Raw genomic sequence first — 17,430 nt, forward strand, 5'->3', positions numbered from 1 at the left:
ATGACCGTCGCGCCGTTCGAGGTCCACGTCGAGGACGCGGTCCTCGACGACCTGCGCGACCGGCCGAGCAGGACCCGACCGACCGCCCACGGCGGCAGCCCGGCAGACGCCTTCCACGTCGTGGCACCCTCGATGCCCGGCTACGGCTGGAGCGGCCCCACCACGCGACGCGGCTGGCACGCCGGCCGGATCGGCGGCGCCTGGCTACATTTGATGGCGGCCCTCGGGTACGAGCGCTTCGGCGCGCACGGCACCGACTGGGGATCGGTGGTCTCGACCGAAATCGCCCGCCAGCGGCCGGACCGCGTCACCGGACTGCACCTGACCCTGCTGGTCAGCGGCCTGCGCCCGCGCGATGGACGGGTGACCCCGGAGGAAGAGGCCCAGCTCAGCGCCAACGCCGGTCACTTCGCCGCCCTTGAACTGCCCGAGCTGCTGGTCGCGGACCTGCGCGCGTTCTTCACCGGGCTCTGACGGTGCCCACTATCGTGTACGAGTTCACCATTGGAGAGGGAGCATGGCCGACTACCGATACATCACGTACGAGGAGCTGGACGAGGGGCGCGTCGCCCGGATCACGATGAACCGGCCGCAGTACCGCAACGCGCAGAACCGCGGCCTGCTCGTGGAGGTCGACGAAGCCTTCGCCCGGGCCGAGCGGGACGACCAGGTCCGCGTGGTCATCCTCGCCGGTGCGGGCAAGTCGTTCTCCTCCGGCCACGACATGCTGAGCGCGAGCACCCCGGACCGGCAGGCCGAGCGGGATCCGGACTCTCCCGACTTCCATCCGTCCTTCGCCGTCAACGGCGCGACGCGGGCGAGCGTCGAGAAACGGATGCTCCAGGAGCACCACTACTTCTACCAGAACACCCTCCGCTGGCGAAACCTGCGCAAGATCACCGTTGCCCAGGTCCAGGGCCCGGTGTTCGCCGCGGGTCTCATGCTCATGTGGGCCTGCGACCTGATCGTCGCCGCGGACGACGCGACCTTCTGCGACCCGGTCGGCACCCGGCTGGGCATGTGCGGCGTCGAGTACTTCGGGCACCCGTGGGAGTTCGGCCCGCGCCGGGCGAAGGAGATGCTGCTGCTCGCCGAGACGATGGACGCCCACGAGGCGCGGCGCATCGGCATGGTCAACCGCGTCGTCGCCCGCGACCGCCTGGAGGAGGAGACCCTGCGGTACGCCCAGGAGGTCGCCAAGCGCCCGACGATGACCGCATTGATGATCAAAGAGTCGGTCAACCAGACCCTCGACAACCAGGGCTTCCACAACTCGCTGCAGGCCGCCTTCAGCCTCCACCAGATCACCCACGCCCACTGGGCCGAGCTACACGAGGGCGGCGTTCCACATGCGACGGTCGAGGACGGCGCCGTCCCGTGGAAGAAGCAGAAGACGACGCAGTGAAGACCGGCGACGGCCGTGGCGGGTGTTCCGGTCCATCGTCCGGCGGTGTAGAAGACGCCGAGGCGGCGCGGGAACGCCCGGCAGGTGGCTCAGATCGACAGGCCGCCGTCGACGACCAGCAACTGGCCGGTGACGAAGGACGCGTCGTCGGAGAGCATGAACGCCACGGCCGCGGCGACCTCGGCGGGGTCGGCGATGCGCCCCATCGGGATCCGCGCCCGCAGCCGCGCCTCGCCGTCCGGATCGAGCAGGCGGTCGATCATGGGGGTGCGCATGTGGCCGGGGCCGACCGCGTTGACCCGCACCCCGTCCGCCGCGTGGTCCCGGGCGGCGGCCTTGGTCATGCCGACGACCGCGTGCTTGGCGGCCGTGTACGAGGCGATGCCGCGCACCCGCACGACCGCGGCCGCGTACGAGGCGACGTTGACGATCGAGCCCGCGCCGGCCGGGACCATGTGGGCCAGCTCGGCGCGCATGCACCGGAAAAGGGCGTCGACGTTGAGGTCGAATGTGGAGCGCCAGAGGTCGTCGGGATAGCCGGCCGCGGGCACCGGAGCCGGGCTCACGCCGGCGTTGTTGACCGCGCCGTCCAGGCGGCCGAAGGCGTCGAGGGCGGCGGCGACGACGCGCGTGGCGGTGTCCGGGTCGGTGACGTCGGCGGCCAGGGCGAGCGCCCGCCCGCCGCGCTCCTCGACCTCGGCCGCCACCTCGGCGCAGAGGTGCTCGCGGCGTCCGGTCACCACCACGGCGGCCCCCTCGCCGGCGAGCCGGAGGGCGCAGGCCCGGCCCAGCCCGCTGGTCGCCCCGGTGACCAGTACGACCCGATCGGTGAAGCGACGCATCCACCGACCCTAACATCATTAGAAGCTGCCTAAGGTGCTACTGTGGTGCTCGTGAGTGGCACCGCGCTCGTGGTCGGCGGCACCGGTCCGACCGGGCCACACATCGTCGACGGCCTCCTGGCGCGCGGCTGGGACGTCGCCGTCCTGCACCGGGGTACGCACGAGCTGCCCGAGCTGGCCACGGTCGAGCACATCCACGCCGACCCGCACTTCCGGGAGCCGATCACGGCGGCGCTGGGGCCGCGACGCTTCGACCTCGCCGTGGCCACCTACGGCCGCCTGCGGCACGTGGCCGACGCGTTGGCGGGTGCGACGGAGCGCTTCGTCGCGGTCAGCGGGCTGCCGGTGTACCCGGGCTACCACGAGCCGGAGCGGGTGTGGCCGCACGGCATGGCCCTGCTGGCCGAGGAGGGCGCCGCCGCGCGGCGGGGCAGCGGCGACGAGTCAGCCGGTACCCGTTTCTCGGACCTGATCCACCGCGCGGAGCGGCACGTGCTCGGCCTGCACCGCGCGGGAGCGTTCAGCGCCACCCTGTTGCGGTATCCGTCGATCTACGGCCCGCGGCAGCTCTATCCGCGCGAGTGGTCGGTCATCCGCCGGGTGCTCGACGGCCGCCGGCACATCATCGTCCCGGACAGCGGCCTGACCCTGCTGACCCGCTGCGCCGCGCGCAACGCGGCGGCGTTCCTGCTGACCGCGGTCGACCGGCCCGAGCCGGCGGCCGGCGAGGTGTTCAACGTGGCCGACCTGCACCAGTACAGCCTCGCGCAGTGGATCCAGCTGACCGCCGCGGCGGCCGGTCGCGAGATCGAGCAGGTGTCGCTGCCGTTCGACCTGGCCGGCCCGGGGCGTGCCCTCTTCCCGGTGCCGCACACCGCCCACGGGCTGGTGAGCGTCGGCAAGGCGGTCGAGCGCCTGGGGTACGCGGAGGCGGTGCCGGCGGTCGAGGCGCTGCGGGACACGGTCCGCTGGTACCTGGAGCACCCGCCGGACGGGACCGTCACCCGGCGCCTGGCCGACACCTTCGACTACGCCGAGGAGGATCGCGTGCTGGCGGAGTACCGGTCGGCGACCGCCGGGCTCCGGGCGCGGCAGCCGGCGGCGGTGGGGGTCGCCCACCCGTACCCGCATCCGAAGGCGGCCGGTGGTGCGGACCACCGCGCGCGATGACGTCGTACGTCTCCGACCGGATGCGGGCCGCGCTCGGCGAGGTCGTCGACTGGCGGGTGTCGTTTCCCATCTCGGCCTCGGACATCCGCCGGTGGGCGGTGGCCGTCTACTATCCGGAGGATCCGCCGCGCGAGTTCTGGGACGCCGACTTCGCCGACCGGGAGCGTGGCGGCATCGCCGCGCCGGCCGAGTTCAACCCGTTCGCCTGGCTGGTGGCCGACCAGATGAAGCCCGCGATCCGGCCCGAACGGCGCGACCCCGACCGGCTCGAAAAGGCCATCGGCATCCCCGGTCCCGGGCTGCGCCACCAGATCAACGGCGGCACCGAAGCCGTGTACGGCGTACCGATGCGTCCCGCGGACGTCATCACCTCGGTCACCCGGCTCGGGGAGTACCGCGAGCGCACCGGCCGGCTGGGCCGGATGCTCATCACCGTCACCGAGGTCGCCTGGACCAACCAGCGCGGCGAGACCGTCCGCACCGGCCGCGACACCTCGATCCGCTACTGACGGCGGCGCCGTCCGAAGGATCCGCGACTGACGGCGGCGCCGTCGAAGGATCCGCTACCGGCGGCGGTGCCGTCCGAAGGAGGGGACCGGATGAACCGCGACGCGCGGGTCGGCGAGACGTTCACCACCGGGTTTCGTAGGGCCGGCTTCGCCGAGTGGAACCGCTTCGCCGCGGTCAACGACGAGTTCGTCCCGATCCACATGGACGACGCCGAGGGGCGCGCGGCCGGATATCCGGGGGCGATCGGCATGGGCCGGCTGCAATGGTCCTATGTGCACAACCTGCTGCGCGACTGGCTCGCCGGCGACGGCCGCATCGTCTCGGTGGCCCTGCGGTTCACCGGCCCGCAGCTCAAGGACGTCGAGTTCGCGCCCTTCGGTCGTGTGACCGCGATCCGTGGCGAGGAGGCGGACCTGGACGTCTGGATCGAGGACGCCGAAGGCGCCACGCTGGCGTCGGGGACGGCGACGGTGACGCTGCCGGGGCGCGGCTGAAAGGCTCCTCCCTAGAAGGTCAGGACCACGCGCCCCCGGACGCCGCCGCCGGCCACCAGCCGGTGTGCCTCGGGGGCCCGCTCGGCGGGGAGGGTCGTCGCGACCCGCGGGGTGAGCACGCCCCGCTCGGCCAGGTCGCGCAGGCGCACCAGCAGCTCCGGCCGGTCCAGGGCCTCGACGACCGTGACGAACCGCGAGCGGATGTCCCGCCCCGGGGCGCTGTCCCACGCGCGCAGCAGGATCAGCGTGCCGCGGTCGGCGAGCGCCGGTACCAGCCGGCCCTGCTGGGTCGAGGCGTCGACGAGCCCGGCCAGGCCGCCCGGGGCGACCGCGCGGAAGCGCGTGGACACGCCGTCGCCCCGCTCGACCACGGCGTGGGCGCCGAGCGACCGGACCAGCGCCTCGTCGGCCGGGGCGGCGTCCGCCACGACGCGCAGGCCGGCGGCGACGGCGAGCTGGACCGCGTACCCGCCTACGCAGCCGGCCGCGCCGGTGACCCCGACCCAGGCGCCCGCCGTTGCCGGCAGCGCCTCGACGGCCAGCACCGCGGTCAGCCCGTTCATCGGGATCGTCGCCGCCTCCACCGCCGGCATCCCGGCCGGGACAGCGACCACCTGGGGGCGGGGCACCACGACGTGCTCGGCGTAGGCGCCGCCGTGCGGACCGAACGGGAGCGTGAGCGCCATGACGCGGTCGCCGACCGCCAGCTCCACCCCGTCGCCGACCTCGTCCACCTCGCCGGCCGCTTCCATGCCCAGCGTGTACGGCAGCCGGACGCCGCGGGTCACCTTCCCCCGTATGCCCGAGCGGGTCAGCAGGTCGGTCGGGTTGACCGTGGCCGCCCGTACCCGGATCCGCACCTCGCCCGGCCCGGGGTGCGGCTCGGGCAGCTCGACGACCCGCAGCACCTCCGGACCGCCGAACGCGTCGAACCGGACCGCCCGCACGGCTAGTCCCGGTCCAGCGCGATGCCGGCGACGAGATCGACGTGCTGCGCGACCGTGCCCAGCGTCAGGCTGTCGGCGGTCGCCCGCTTGAAGTACAGGTGGGCCGGGTGCTCCCAGGTGAACCCGATCCCGCCGTGCAACTGGATCGCCGCCGCGGCCACCCGCGTGTACGCCTCCGACGCGACCGCCTTGGCGATGCTCGCCGCCAGCTGCGGGTCGTCGGTGCCGTCCTGCAACGCCCACGCGCCGTGGTACGCGGCCGAGCGCGCCTGCTCCACCGCTACCAGCATGTCGGCGCAGCGGTGCTTCACCGCCTGGAACGACCCGAGCGGACGGCCGAACTGGTACCGGCCGGTGACGTGCTCCACGGTCCGGTCGAGCATCGCCCGGCCGCCGCCGACCTGCTCGGCGGCGAGCAGCACCGCGCCGACCCGCGCCGCGTGCGCCAGGGCCGCCAGCGCCCGCTTCTCCCCGGCGATCAGCCTCGCCGGGGCACCGGAGAACTCCACCACCGCCTGCCGGCGGGTCAGGTCGAGCGTGGCCAGCGGCTCCCGGCGTACCCCGTCGGCGGCGGCGTCGACCGCGAACAGGGCGACGCCGTGGTCGGTGCGGGCGGCGACCAGCAGCAGGTCGGCGGCGGCGCCGTCGGGAACGAACTCCACCCGCCCGCTGACGACCCAGCCGTCGCCTTCCGCCTTCCACCCGTCGCCTTCCGCCTTCGCCGCGACGGTGACCGCCGCGGCGTCGAAGGTGCCGCCGGTCAACGGCGCCGCCACCGTGGCGGTCCGCCCGCCGTCGACGAGATCCGGCAGGTACGCCCGCCGGGTGGCGTCGTCGCCGGCCGCCGAGAGCAGGGGGATCGCCAGGGCGAGCGTGCCGACCACCGGGCCGCAGACCAGCGCCGCGCCCATCTCCTCGACCGCCACCGCCTGCGCCACCAGGCCCGCGCCGGCGCCGCCGAACTCCTCGTCGACCGCCAGCCCCAGCACGCCGAGCTCCGTGCCGAGCCGGCGCCACAGCTCGGCGTCGTAGCCGGCCTCGGTCTCCATCGTGGCGCGTACGACCGGCTCCGGTGAGAACTCCGCGCAGAACTTGCGGACCATGGCGCGCAGGTCGTCCAGGTCCTCGGTGAACTCGAACTCAGCCATCTGCGTCACCTACGAACGGGGTACGTCGCGCCACGGGATGTCCTTGTCGGTACGGGTGTCGGGGGGCAACTTGAGCACGCGCTCGCCCAGGACGTTGCGGAGGATCTCGGAGGTGCCGCCCTCGATCGTCGCGGCCCGGGAACGCAGGTACTTGCGCTGGTACGTCGTGGGGCCCTCGTCGTCGCCGAGGTCGGAGTCGTACGACTCGTACAGCGCGCCCTCGGGGCCGAGCAGCTCCACGCAGAACTCGTACACGTGCTGGCTCAGCTCCGACCCGACCAGCTTGGCGATCGCCGCCTCCGGCCCGAAGACGCCCTTGGCCGCGCCCACCTTCGCCCGCTCCACGGTCAGCCGCTGCGCCTCGGCGCGCAGCCAGAGCCGGGCCAGCCGCTCGCGGGCCACCGGCGTGTGCGCCCGCGGCCGGCTCGCCCACAGCGCCAGCGCGTCGCCGATCGGGCCGGTGCCGCGGGCGGTTACCCGGTCGCCGAGGGAGAGCCGCTCGTCGGAGAGCGTGCTCATCGAGACCTGCCAGCCGCGCCCCACGTCGCCGAGCCGGTGCGCGTCGGGGATCCGTACGTCGTCCAGGAACACCTCGTTGAACTGGGCGCGGCCGGTGAGCTGGCGCAGCGGCCGGACCCGCACCCCGGGCGCGTGCAGGTCGGCGACGAAGTACGTCAGGCCCTTGTGCTTGGGTACGTCCGGGTCGGTGCGGGCGAGCAGGACCGCCCAGCGGGACAGGTGGGCCAGGCTGGTCCACACCTTCTGCCCGTTGACCACCCACTCGTCGCCGTCCCGGACCGCCCGGGTGGCCAGGCCCGCGAGGTCGGACCCGGCGCCCGGCTCGCTGAACAGCTGGCACCACAGCTCCTCGCCGGTGGCCAGCGGGCGCAGCCACCGGGCGGCCAGCTCCCGCGGCGCGTACCGGACGATCGTGCCGGCGACGATCCCGTACCCGACGGTGTTGACGGTGCGCGGCTCGGGGCCACCGGCCTCGATCAGCACGCGGTTCGCCGCCCGCTGGAGGGTGCGCGGCGCGTCCAGGCCGCCCAGGCCGACCGGAAAGTGCAACCAGGTGAGGCCGACGTCGTACCAGGCACCCATGAGCTGGGGGACAGGTACCGCCCGGGGCGGGTGGCTCCGCACGACGTCGCGGGCGAGCGCCGCGACCTCCTCCGCGTCGATGCTCATGGCCGCCAATTATGTCACTACTATGGTCGGATGGCTGTGACTGGTCTCGCAGATATGATGATGTCGTGATCAACCGCCGGGAGTACACCGCGGACGAGGTGCACGGGATCGCGCGGCGGCACCGCACCTGGGGCCGCTGGGGACCGGACGACGAGCTCGGCCACGTCAACCACCTCACGGCGGACCGGATCCGCGCCGCGGCCGGGCTGATCCGCCGCGGCGCCACGTTCTCGCTCGCCATCCCGATGGATCGGGACGGCCCGCAGAGCGGCCGCAAGGCCCGGGTCAACCCGCAGCACGTGATGTTCCGCCACGGCGGCGACCTGCTCGCGGACTGGGAGAACGCCGGGCGCGGCATGCAGTCGACCGACGACGCGGTCTACATGGCGCTGCAGTCGGCCACCCAGTGGGACGCGTTCTGCCACGTGTTCCACGACGGCCGCACCTACAACGACCGCGGCCCGGAGACGGTCACCAGCGCCGGCGCGCTGCGCAACAGCATCACCGCGATGGCCGACCGCCTGGTCGGACGGGGCGTGCTGCTGGACCTGGCGCGGTTCCACCAGCGCCCCTACCTCGATCCGGGCGAGGCGATCCAGGCCGAGGACCTCGCGGCCTGCGCGGAGGCGGCGGGTGTCGAGGTCGGCGCGGGCGACATCGTGCTGGTGCGCACCGGCCACCTGGCGCGCCGGCGCGCCCAGGAAGCCTGGGGCGACTTCGTCGCCGGGCCCGCACCCGGGCTTGGCCTCGGCGCCTGTGACTTCCTGTGCCCCCGCGGCGTCGCGGCGGTCGCGACCGACACCTGGGGCCTCGAGGTCATCCCGTTCGAGTCGGTGGACGTGCGGCATCCGGTACACGTCGTGCTGCTGGTCAACGCCGGCGTGCTGATCGGCGAGATCTGGGACCTCGACGCGCTCGCCGCCGACTGCGCCGCCGACGGGGTCTACGAGTTCTTCCTCACCGCGCCACCGCTCACGATCACCGGCGCGGTCGGTTCGCCGCTGAACCCGATCGCTATCAAGTAATGTTCTAGTTGTGTACGATGCCTGGGTGACGATGAAGGACGAACCGCCGGCCGATCTGATCCCCGACTACACCGCGCTGATGCGCCTCGACGACCAGGTGCACGTGGTCCTCGGCGCCGGCAACGGGATGGGGCAGCAGTCCGCCCACGCCTTGGCGGCCTTCGGCGCGACGGTGGTCTGCGTCGACCTCGACGCCGCCCGCGCGGAGGCGGTGGCCGGCGAGGTCAAGGGCATCGCGTGGAACGGCGACATCACCTCCCGGGCGGACGTGCGGCGGCTCTTCGCGGACGTGGTGGCGGCGAAGGGCCGGCTCGACGGTGTGATCGACATCGTGGGCCTCGCCCGTGCCAAGCCGGTGGTCGAGTACACCGACGACGACTGGGCGTTCCACCACGACATCGTCCTGCGCCACGCCTACCTGGCGATCCAGTACGCGACCGAGCAGTGGCGGGCGCTGGGCACCGGCGGCGCGCTGACGTTCGTCGCCTCGGCCGCCGGGCTGCTGAGCGCGCCCGGCCTCGGCGCGTACGGCGCGGCCAAGGCGGCGCTGATGTCGCTGGTACGGACGGCGGCGGTGGAGCTCGGGCCGGACGGGATCCGGGTCAACGCGGTCGCGCCCGGCGTCATCCGCACCCCGCGGTCCCAGGGGAATCCGAAGTGGACCGACGAGCTGGTGCGGGCCAACGTCGAGCGGACGCCGCTGCGCAAGCTGGGCTACCCACCGGACGTGGCCGGCGCCCTGCTCTTCTTCTCCTCGCCGCTGGCCGGACACGTGACCGGCCAGACGCTGGTCGTCGACGGCGGCGCCGGCGTCGTCTTCAACTGCGAGTCCCCTTCCTGAGACCGCGAGCCCCTCTCCTGGGGCTCTCTCCGGAGGTCGGGCCGCCGCTCAGCGCATGAAGTCGCGGATCAGCGTCCGGGCGAGTTCCAGGCTCTCGCCGTGGGACAGGGCCTGCCCGCCGGGCTTGACGACCCGCGCGACACCGCGCCGGATGTCGTCGCGGTAGCGGGCGTCGATCACGTCGAACTCGAGGTTCTTGACGTAGATGCGCAGCCGGTCGCGGAGCGAGCCGTCGGAGTCGGCCGCCTCCACGACCTCGGGCAGCAGGCTCGTCTCCACCAGCAGCGCGTGCGCGGTACGGCGGGCGCGTTCGTCGCGTAGACCGATCAGGATCTCCCGCGGCGAGGCCCGGATGATGTGGTCCTTCCACCAGTCGAAGTGCTCCAGCTCGTCGATGACGCCGAGCTCGATGTGCGTCTGGCCGAGGGTGCGGGCCAGCGTGTCGACGGCGCACTGTAGATACGTCTTGCGCTCCGGCGCCGACAGCGACCGCGCGTACGAGCGCAGCTCCTGGCCGGCGTCGACGGCTGGGAAGCAGTAGCGCCGGATGCCGTGGATGGTGGTGTCCAGAAGCCCGTGCTCGTAGTGGAAGGCGCGGAACGGGCTCTCGCCGCTGGGCAGCTGATTGGGGCGGCCGGTCGTGGCCGCCCTCGGGGAGAACCACCACGTGGTCGAGTCGTCGCGGCGCCCGTCGAGGATGTCACGCAGGATCGGCGCGCCGTAGAACCGCTGCGGCAGGATCACGCCGGGACCCCGGGCGTACGCGATGGTGACGCCGGAGGACTGGGCCTGGCGCAGGAAGCGGTTGTTGTCCAGGTAGGTGAGCGAAGCCGTGTACCGGGTCAGCGGTGTCGGGCGCAGTTGACCCACGTGGAAAGCGACGTCGTACAGCCGCAGTGGCCAGTCCTCTCCCCACACCTCCCGGGCGGCCCGGGCGATCGCGCGGCCGCAGTCGGCGTCGTCGCCGTCGTAGAGCGCGCCGACGGTGGCGCTGCCGAGCAGGCCCAGCACGGCGGTGGCGGGGGAGTCGAACCCGGCCGCCCCGTGCGCCGACCTGATCACCAGCCCGAGCGACTCGGCGAGCCGGCCGAACGGGCTGGTGCGGTCGACCTCGAAGCGCGGATCCAGGTCGGCCAGCAGCTTGACCCCGGCCGCGTTGAACTCGTGCTGCTGGTCGCCGACGCCCATCGAGGCGATGACGAACTCGCGCAGGACCCGCAGCTGGTCGTGCGACCGGCCGGAGAACGAGTCGTCCTCGATGGACTCGCGGATGTCGCGGGCGATCGAGGCGGTCGAGTCCCGCTCGACGAGGCCGAGGAAGTCGAGCAGCTCGCGGCGGCGGCCCTGCGCGAACGGGACCTCGCGCGAGCGGCGGTTGGCCGCGATGGCGACCTCGGCCAGGGACACCTCGGGGCCGTAGCGGCCGCTCGCACCGGCCCGCACGTACGAGCGCAAGGTGCCGTTGCGGACCCACTGGTTGACCGCTTGACGGCTCACCCCGATCGCGCGGGCGGCCTCCGCCTGGGTCACCAGGTCGGTGGGGAGCTCTTCGCTGACGGTGCGGGTGCGCAGCCGCTCGGCCGCGCGCTCCAGCGCCCGCACGAGCTCGGGCACCGGCACCGCTCCGCTCTCGCCGAGAGTCAGGGCCAGCCGCTCCAGCGCGGTGGAGATCGTGTCCTCGGAGTTGCTCGTCATAGTGCCCAAAGTCTACGGGACATTGTCAATAGCATCGCTTGACGCGCCGCCACGTACCGCTTACGGTGGCGTGACGGGGGTTACAAAGTTGAACCGGAGGAACGGAGTGCTTAACATGCGTCGTGCAGTAGCACTGGCTAAGCATGCTGCAAAGCTGCTCCCCGAGCCTCCGCCGGCGGACGACGTGGAGGGTTACCTCGCCTGGCGCGACCTGGTCCTCGACACCGCGGTGCGGATCAGCGCGATTGTCGACTGCCGCGGATTCGACATTTCCCCGTCACATAGCAAACTCGACGGACATTCCCCTGTTACCTGGCAGGCGTTGCTCGCGCTGGCGTCCGCGTTGACTCCGCCGGGCCGCGTCCCGCCGCACGATCCGGCTCCTGACGTCCGGGCACTGGCCAGGGGGCGCGCCCACGGACCCCGGGCGTTCGGACACCGACCGCCGATTGTCATGTCCCACCATTAGTAAGGAGGTCCGCGGCGCAGCGTCACCGGTCCGCCGGAGGATAGGCCCCCGAAGATCCTTCTAGTGTTACTCCCATGATCCTTGACGACTACCGGCGTGCCCAACTGTTGTGGGTGCGCTATAGTCGTGTTTTGGGAAGAAGCAATGCAAGGTGACAACCGAGCATCGACTAACACTGGGGTAGGTGGACCGTGGCGCGTGATCGCACGGCGCGGACTCGAATCCAGCAGTACCTGGCGAAGCACGGGCCGGTCGAGGACCCGTCCGGCCTCGCCACGAGCGTACTGAAGGACGCGATCTCGTACGAGGGCTCGTCCGTGGCGTTCATCCAGCTCATCGCGGCGATGGACCACGACGGCGAGATCGTGCGCGACATCCGTGGCAAGCGGACCTACCGGATCAGCCCCGGCGTCCAGGCCGGCGACAGCGCCGACGCCGGCACGCCGCGCTCGGCGCGGGTCCCGGTCGCCGCGGTGACCACCGCGGCCGCCGACGGCGAGCTGGTCATCGACTACGACCTGCTGGCGAAGGCGCTGGTGCGCGAGCTCTGGGAGTTCGCGACCGCCCACATCGAGCCGGCGTCGGTGCCGCGCAAGCGCCGCGACGCCGACCTCGAGCGCGTCAAGGCCGAGCGAAACGAGTACGCCAAGCGGCTCGAGCTCGCCCGCGCCAAGCTCAACGAGCTGTTCGGCGACGCGCCGGTCCAGGAGCCCGCCCGCACCGCCGGCTGACCCGGGTCCGCCCTCACCCCGCGCCGCTCAGCGACGCGGGGTCGGCGCTGCCGCCGGAGCCGGCGGCGGGCTCGCCACCGACGCGGACAGCGGGTACGCGGCGAGGACCCAGGTGACGGTCGCCGGGTCGGTGTCGAAGCCGGCTTGGATCCGCGCCGGGACGGGGACGGCCAGGGACCGCACGGGCTAGCTGAGGACGAAGCCGGTGTACCCGACCTCCTCGGCGACGCGGGCGGTGTCCTCTCCGGGCAGGGGCGCCGGTGCGGCCGGTGCGCTGCCGGCCGCGGAGAACTTGACGGGGAAGCCGGCGACCTCGACGCCGCCGGGCCGCCGCCCGTCGGGGATCGTGACCCGCATGCCGCGGGCCAGCACCTGCTCGTGGCTGAACGCGGAGCGGATGTCGACCACGACCGCGCCGGGCAGCTTGTACGCGAAGAACGTCTCGCGCCACTGCCCGGCCGTACGGGTCAGCATCCGCTGCTCCAGCAACGTGTTGAGCAGGTCCTCGTTCTCGCGGCGCAGCGGCTCGGTGGCGAACTTCGGGTCGTTCTCCCACTCCGGGGCGCCGACCACCTTGCAGAACGTCGGCCAGAACTGCGGCGTGATGCACATCGTGAACCACCGGTCGTCGGCGGTCTTGAAGACACCGAAGGGCAGCGACCCGCTCCCGCCGCGGCGCGGCTCGGGAAAGAACGGCCGGCCGAGCGTGACCGCCTGCGGTACGCGGTAGGAGAGCAGGGCGACCTGGGCGTCGAGCAGGCCGATGTCGATCCGCTTGGCGACCTGGCTCCGTTCCCGGACGCGAAGGGCGGCGAGCACCCCCAGGGTCGCGAACAGCGCGCCGGTCAGGCCGCCGATCGGGTTGCCCCAGCGCACGGGCGTGTCCGGCCGGGTGTGGTCGACGGTGAGGCTCATCCCGCCGCCGAGGGCCTGGATGGCGTTGTCGAACGCGGGGAACTGGCTCCACGGCCCGGTGTGCCCGAAACCCGTGATGGAGCAGGAGAGCACCCGCGGGTTGACCTCGTGCAGCGCCTCCATGTCGATGCCGAGGCGGCGCAGCACCCCGGGCCGGTAGTTGTCCAGCACGACGTCCGCGTGGCACACCATGGCGCGGAACAGCGCGAGGCCGTCCGGCGTCTTGAGGTCGGCGGTCACGCTCTCCTTGCCCCGGTTGAGGCCGAAGCGAAACGACGCCTCGCGCTCCGGGTTCGGGTACGGCTCGACCACCTGGCCGGCGGGCCGGTCGACCCGGATGACCCGGGCCCCGAGGTCGGCCAGGAGCTGGGCGGCGAAGCACTTGCTCGGTTCGTCGCCGTTGAGCTCGAGCACGACGGTGCCGTCCAGCGCGCGGCCGATCGACCCGCCATGGCTGCCGGGAGCCGGCGGTTCCGTTCGCGGAAGCGGCGTGTACGGCGACGGGGCCAGCGCGCCGCCGGCCTCGCGGGGCGCGTAGACCACGCCGGCGTCGGCGAGCGCCACGATCTCGGCGGCGGTGAGCCCGAGCAGGGAGGAGAGTACGGCGGCCGTGTCGGCTCCGGTGCGGCTGGGGGCGCGCCAGGTGGTCGGGTCGCTGAACTTGAGCGGGTCGCCGGCGACGGTCGCGCTGCGGCCGGTGTCGTCGGAGACCTCGACCGCCATCCCCCGGGCCAGGACCTGCGGGTGGTCGAAGACCTCGCCGATGGTCAGCACCTTGCCGGCCACCACACCGGCGTTCATGAAGGCGGTCTGCAGCTCGTCGGCGCTGTGCCGGGCGAAGGCGCGCTGGAGGATCGCGATCAGCTCGTCGCGGTGGGCGTGGCGGGCGAGGTTGGTGTGGAACCGTTCGTCGGCGGCGAGCTCGGGAAGGCCGAGGATGTCGCAGGCCGCCTTCCAGGCGCGCTGGCTGATGCAGATGGCGAGCCACCCGTCGCGGCACTTGAAGTTGCCGAAGGGCACGGTGCCCTGCCCGCCCTCGAACGGCGAGCTGCGCGGCTCCTGGCCGAACGTGAGGGCCTGCGGGACCCGGTAGGTGTTCGTGGCCAGCATGACGTCGAGCATGGAGACGTCGACGTGCTGACCTTCGCCGGTGCGGTCGCGGTGCAGGACGGCGGCCATCGTGCCGATCCCGCAGAAGACGCCGGCGAACAGGTCGCCGATCGGGATCCCCCAGCGGACCGGCGCGCCGTCGTCGTCGAGCCGGGTGTAGTTCATGGCGCCGGACATCGCCTGCACGATCGGGTCGTACGCGGGCATCGTCGCCCACGGGCCGGACTGGCCGAACCCGGTGAGCGAGCAGGTGATGATCTGCGGGTTGTGCGCGACGAGCGAAGCGCGGTCCAGGCCGAGCCGGGCCATCACCCCGGGGCGGAAGTTGTCGAACACGACGTCCGCCACCGAGACCAGGCGCTGGAACAGCTCCCGGCCCTGGTCGCTCTTGAGGTCGATGCTCACCGAGTGCTTGTTGCGGCTCAACCCCCAGGAGAACGCCTCCTCCTCGCTCAGGGTCGTCGGGTCGATGTGCCGCGCGCCCTTCTCGGCCGGAATGGCCTGGACCCGGATCACCTCGGCCCCCAGGTCGGAGAGGAGCTGTGAGGCGAAGGGCCCGGAGACGACGCGGGACAGGTCCAGCACGCGCAGACCGGCCAGCGGAGCGGGAACGGAAGCATCATCCATAGTGGCAATGATGCTAGCTACTCCATGCTTGCGAACACAACTGTGACCATAATAAAAAGACGGGCCGTGCGGGGCGGCTGGCAGCGGGTACGGAGACGCAGAACACCATTGCCGGCGTTGTAGCACAACAAGATGGTGTTAGTATGTCGTGACCAACACAAGTTAGGTGGAGGCGGTAGCGGATGAAGGTCGCCATCATCGGGGCCGGCATGTCGGGTCTCTTCCTCGGCTACCACCTCGATAGGGCGGGGATCGAGTACACGATCTACGAGAAGCGACCGGGCGCGGGCGGGACCTGGCACGACAACACGTACCCCGGGCTGCACGTCGACGTCATCACGCGCAGCTACGAGTTCCCGTTCGCGCGCAAGACGTTCTGGTCACGCCGCTACGCCCCCGGCACCGAGGTCCGCCGCTACCTCGTCGACTTCGCCGACGAGGCGGGCATCACGCCCCGGATCCGGTTCGACACCGAGGTCACCTCCGCGAAGTACCGCGACGGGCGCTGGGACGTCACGGTCGCCGGCGGCGCCACCGAGACGTACGACGTGGTCGTGGCCGCCACCGGCTTCCTGCGCGTGCCGCGGCTGCCGCGGCTGCCCGGCATGGACGGCTTCGCCGGCGCGGCGTTCCACTCCTCCGCCTGGGACCACTCCGTCTCCCTCGAAGGCAAGCGGATCGGCGTGGTCGGCACCGGCTCCAGCGGCATCCAGATCGTCAGCGAGATGGGCAACCGCGGCCACCAGGTGCGGCACTTCATCCGTACCCCGCAGTGGATCATCGTCAAGCCGAACCCCCGGATCTCGGTGGTCGAGCGGCTGCTGCTGCGCGTCCCGGCACTCGTCCGGTACTGGGACTGGCGGATGAGCCGGCTCCGGCTGAAGACCGACGGCACCGAGACCTGGCGGCTCGTGCCCGGCCCCGACCGCGAGCAGATGGCCGAACAGTTCTATCGCGTCCTGCGCGAGCAGATCCCCGACGAGGAGCTGCGCGCCAGGCTCACCCCCACCGAGCCGCCCGGCTGCAAGCGGATCCCCAAGTCGCCCGACTACTACCAGGTGGTCCAGCGGGACAACGTCGAGTGCGTCTTCGGCGGCATCCAGCGGGTCGAACCGGATGGCATCGTCGACGAGTCCGGCACGCTGCACCCGCTCGACGTGATCGTCTACGCGACCGGCTTCGACACCCACGCGTACATGCGCCCGATGAACGTCATCGGTCCGGACGGTGTGACCGTCGACCAGCTCTGGAACGACGGCGTCTACTCCTACCGCGGCGTCGCCCTGCCGGGCATGCCGAACTTCTTCCTGCTCAACGGCCCGTTCGCCCCGGTCAACTCGGTCGCGATCCCGACCAGCCTGCGCGACGAGGTCGGCTACCTGATGAAGGTCTTCGAGGTCATCCGCACCACCGGGAAGGCCCTGGCACCGACCGAGCGCGCCACGAAGGAGTTCTGCGACCGGATCCGGGCGGCGCTGCCGGGCACCACCTACTCGCTGTGCGACAACTGGTACACCGACCAGGCCGGCACGCCGATCATCTGGCCGTTCACCCGGCAGCAGCACGCCGACCAGTACGCCACGCTGGACGTCGCCGACTTCGACACCTACCCGGTCGCCGCGCCCGCCGCCGCCGGAGAGGCGCGATGACCACCGGGTACCGGATCACCGACGCGCAGGTCCACGTCTGGAAGGAGTCGACGCCCGAGCGCCCCTGGCCGCCGGCGGAGATCCCACCCCAGCGGGTACCACCGCTCGGCGTACCGGAGCTGACCGAGCGGATGGCCCAGGCCGGCGTCCACCGCTGCCTGCTCGTGCCCCCGACCTGGGAGGGCTCGCGCAACGACTACGTGCTGGCGGCGGCGGCCGCGGCGCCGGACCGGTTCGGCGCGCTGTGCCGGGTCGCTGCCCACGACCCGGCCGACGTCGAACGGCTGGCCGGCTGGCGGCAGCGCACCGGCATGCTCGGCGTCCGGCTGTCGGTCAACCGCGGCGACACCCGCCAGCAGCTCGACCGGGCGCTCGCGTCCGGCTTCTTCGCCACGATGGAACGGTACGGGGTGCCGCTGAGCCTCTACGCCCCGCGGCTGCACACCGAGATCCGCGACCTCGCCGAGTCCTTCCCGGCGCTGCGGATCACGGTGGACCACCTCGCGGTCGATAGCGACGAGGTGCCGCTGCGCACCGCGGTCGAGCCGCTGCTGCCGCTGGCCAAGCTCCCCAACGTCGCGGTCAAGGCGTCGGCCCTGCCCTGCTTCGTGCGCGAGCCGTACCCCTTCCCCTCCATCACCGACACCGTGTACGCCCTCGTGGA

General features: G+C 72.5%; 17 protein-coding genes. 10 read left to right on the forward strand and 7 right to left on the reverse strand.

All coding sequences use genetic code 11. The features are described from left to right. Complete coding sequence (locus RB614_RS33010) at positions 1 to 474, forward strand: alpha/beta fold hydrolase (protein WP_308716609.1); 474 nt, start codon at positions 1 to 3, stop codon at positions 472 to 474. 43 nt (positions 475 to 517) lie between these two features. After that, positions 518 to 1,405: an enoyl-CoA hydratase gene (locus RB614_RS33015; RefSeq protein ID WP_308716610.1), complete on the forward strand. Its 888-nt coding sequence runs from the start codon at positions 518 to 520 to the stop codon at positions 1,403 to 1,405. Positions 1,406 to 1,494: 89 nt separating this feature from the next. Here RB614_RS33015 and RB614_RS33020 read toward each other — a convergent pair whose 3' ends face one another. Beyond that, positions 1,495 to 2,247 carry an SDR family NAD(P)-dependent oxidoreductase gene (locus RB614_RS33020; protein WP_308716611.1) on the reverse strand — a complete coding sequence of 251 codons (753 nt, stop codon included), beginning with the start codon at positions 2,245 to 2,247 and terminating at the stop codon, positions 1,495 to 1,497. A 51-nt stretch (positions 2,248 to 2,298) separates the two neighbouring features. On the opposite strand from RB614_RS33020, the gene RB614_RS33025 reads away from it, so the two are divergent. The 3 genes from RB614_RS33025 (at position 2,299) to RB614_RS33035 (ending at position 4,421) form a co-directional block, all read left to right on the forward strand. Next, complete coding sequence (locus RB614_RS33025; RefSeq protein WP_308716612.1) at positions 2,299 to 3,417, forward strand: NAD-dependent epimerase/dehydratase family protein; 1,119 nt, start codon at positions 2,299 to 2,301, stop codon at positions 3,415 to 3,417. Then, positions 3,414 to 3,926, forward strand: coding sequence for an FAS1-like dehydratase domain-containing protein (locus RB614_RS33030; protein WP_308716613.1), 513 nt, complete (start codon positions 3,414 to 3,416; stop codon positions 3,924 to 3,926). Before RB614_RS33025 ends, RB614_RS33030 begins: the two co-directional genes overlap by 4 nt. Positions 3,927 to 4,016: 90 nt before the next feature. Next, the gene (locus RB614_RS33035; protein WP_308716614.1) at positions 4,017 to 4,421 is read left to right on the forward strand and encodes a hotdog family protein; all 405 of its coding nucleotides are present in this window, start codon (positions 4,017 to 4,019) and stop codon (positions 4,419 to 4,421) included. 11 nt (positions 4,422 to 4,432) lie between these two features. Here RB614_RS33035 and RB614_RS33040 read toward each other — a convergent pair whose 3' ends face one another. From RB614_RS33040 to RB614_RS33050, 3 genes are read right to left on the reverse strand one after another with little or no spacing between them, the layout of a single operon-like run. Continuing rightward, entirely contained in the window at positions 4,433 to 5,368 is a 936-nt protein-coding gene (locus tag RB614_RS33040; protein ID WP_308716615.1) for a quinone oxidoreductase family protein, read from the reverse strand. Between the two features lie 2 nt (positions 5,369 to 5,370). Next, positions 5,371 to 6,516 carry an acyl-CoA dehydrogenase family protein gene (locus RB614_RS33045; RefSeq protein WP_308716616.1) on the reverse strand — a complete coding sequence of 382 codons (1,146 nt, stop codon included), beginning with the start codon at positions 6,514 to 6,516 and terminating at the stop codon, positions 5,371 to 5,373. A 9-nt stretch (positions 6,517 to 6,525) separates the two neighbouring features. Further along, positions 6,526 to 7,704, reverse strand: a complete 1,179-nt coding sequence (locus tag RB614_RS33050; RefSeq protein WP_308716617.1) for an acyl-CoA dehydrogenase family protein — start codon at positions 7,702 to 7,704, stop codon at positions 6,526 to 6,528. A 65-nt stretch (positions 7,705 to 7,769) separates the two neighbouring features. On the opposite strand from RB614_RS33050, the gene RB614_RS33055 reads away from it, so the two are divergent. Together RB614_RS33055 and RB614_RS33060 are read left to right on the forward strand one after the other, a co-directional pair. Then, entirely contained in the window at positions 7,770 to 8,729 is a 960-nt protein-coding gene (locus RB614_RS33055; protein ID WP_308716618.1) for a cyclase family protein, read from the forward strand. Between the two features lie 31 nt (positions 8,730 to 8,760). Next, on the forward strand, positions 8,761 to 9,570 hold the full coding sequence (locus RB614_RS33060; protein WP_308716627.1) for an SDR family NAD(P)-dependent oxidoreductase: 810 nt from the start codon (positions 8,761 to 8,763) through the stop codon (positions 9,568 to 9,570). Positions 9,571 to 9,618: 48 nt separating this feature from the next. Here the strand turns inward: RB614_RS33060 and RB614_RS33065 are convergent, their stop codons facing one another. Then, a complete protein-coding gene (locus RB614_RS33065; protein ID WP_308716619.1) occupies positions 9,619 to 11,265 on the reverse strand; it encodes a hypothetical protein in 1,647 nt (548 codons plus the stop codon). Between the two features lie 660 nt (positions 11,266 to 11,925). Here RB614_RS33065 and RB614_RS33070 point away from each other — a divergent pair. Continuing rightward, a complete protein-coding gene (locus RB614_RS33070) occupies positions 11,926 to 12,465 on the forward strand; it encodes a hypothetical protein (protein ID WP_308716620.1) in 540 nt (179 codons plus the stop codon). Between the two features lie 27 nt (positions 12,466 to 12,492). Here the strand turns inward: RB614_RS33070 and RB614_RS33075 are convergent, their stop codons facing one another. Both RB614_RS33075 and RB614_RS33080 read right to left on the reverse strand, forming a co-directional pair. Further along, positions 12,493 to 12,648: a hypothetical protein gene (locus RB614_RS33075; protein WP_308716621.1), complete on the reverse strand. Its 156-nt coding sequence runs from the start codon at positions 12,646 to 12,648 to the stop codon at positions 12,493 to 12,495. Positions 12,649 to 12,651: 3 nt separating this feature from the next. Next, a complete protein-coding gene (locus RB614_RS33080; protein WP_308716622.1) occupies positions 12,652 to 15,117 on the reverse strand; it encodes a CaiB/BaiF CoA transferase family protein in 2,466 nt (821 codons plus the stop codon). A gap of 182 nt (positions 15,118 to 15,299) precedes the next feature. Between RB614_RS33080 and RB614_RS33085 the strand changes: the two genes are divergently transcribed. Both RB614_RS33085 and RB614_RS33090 read left to right on the forward strand, forming a co-directional pair. Continuing rightward, on the forward strand, positions 15,300 to 16,766 hold the full coding sequence (locus tag RB614_RS33085; RefSeq protein ID WP_308716623.1) for a flavin-containing monooxygenase: 1,467 nt from the start codon (positions 15,300 to 15,302) through the stop codon (positions 16,764 to 16,766). Continuing rightward, on the forward strand, positions 16,763 to 17,430 hold a 668-nt coding region (locus RB614_RS33090), incomplete at its 3' end, for an amidohydrolase family protein (RefSeq protein ID WP_308716624.1). The genes RB614_RS33085 and RB614_RS33090, both read left to right, overlap by 4 nt.

The sequence above is a fragment of the Phytohabitans maris genome, from assembly GCF_031085175.1.
Taxonomy (GTDB): Bacteria; Actinomycetota; Actinomycetes; order Mycobacteriales; family Micromonosporaceae; genus Phytohabitans; species Phytohabitans maris.

What these genes read in the sequence shown, in the direction of transcription:
- RB614_RS33010 (WP_308716609.1), top strand. Translation starts at nt 1, where the DNA reads ATGACCGTCGCGCCGTTCGAGGTCCACGTCGAGGACGCGGTCCTCGAC.
- RB614_RS33015 (WP_308716610.1), top strand. Translation starts at nt 518, where the DNA reads ATGGCCGACTACCGATACATCACGTACGAGGAGCTGGACGAGGGGCGC.
- RB614_RS33020 (WP_308716611.1), bottom strand. Translation starts at nt 2,247, where the DNA reads ATGCGTCGCTTCACCGATCGGGTCGTACTGGTCACCGGGGCGACCAGC.
- RB614_RS33030 (WP_308716613.1), top strand. Translation starts at nt 3,414, where the DNA reads ATGACGTCGTACGTCTCCGACCGGATGCGGGCCGCGCTCGGCGAGGTC.
- RB614_RS33035 (WP_308716614.1), top strand. Translation starts at nt 4,017, where the DNA reads ATGAACCGCGACGCGCGGGTCGGCGAGACGTTCACCACCGGGTTTCGT.
- RB614_RS33045 (WP_308716616.1), bottom strand. Translation starts at nt 6,516, where the DNA reads ATGGCTGAGTTCGAGTTCACCGAGGACCTGGACGACCTGCGCGCCATG.
- RB614_RS33050 (WP_308716617.1), bottom strand. Translation starts at nt 7,704, where the DNA reads ATGAGCATCGACGCGGAGGAGGTCGCGGCGCTCGCCCGCGACGTCGTG.
- RB614_RS33060 (WP_308716627.1), top strand. Translation starts at nt 8,761, where the DNA reads ATGAAGGACGAACCGCCGGCCGATCTGATCCCCGACTACACCGCGCTG.
- RB614_RS33065 (WP_308716619.1), bottom strand. Translation starts at nt 11,265, where the DNA reads ATGACGAGCAACTCCGAGGACACGATCTCCACCGCGCTGGAGCGGCTG.
- RB614_RS33080 (WP_308716622.1), bottom strand. Translation starts at nt 15,117, where the DNA reads ATGGATGATGCTTCCGTTCCCGCTCCGCTGGCCGGTCTGCGCGTGCTG.
- RB614_RS33085 (WP_308716623.1), top strand. Translation starts at nt 15,300, where the DNA reads ATGAAGGTCGCCATCATCGGGGCCGGCATGTCGGGTCTCTTCCTCGGC.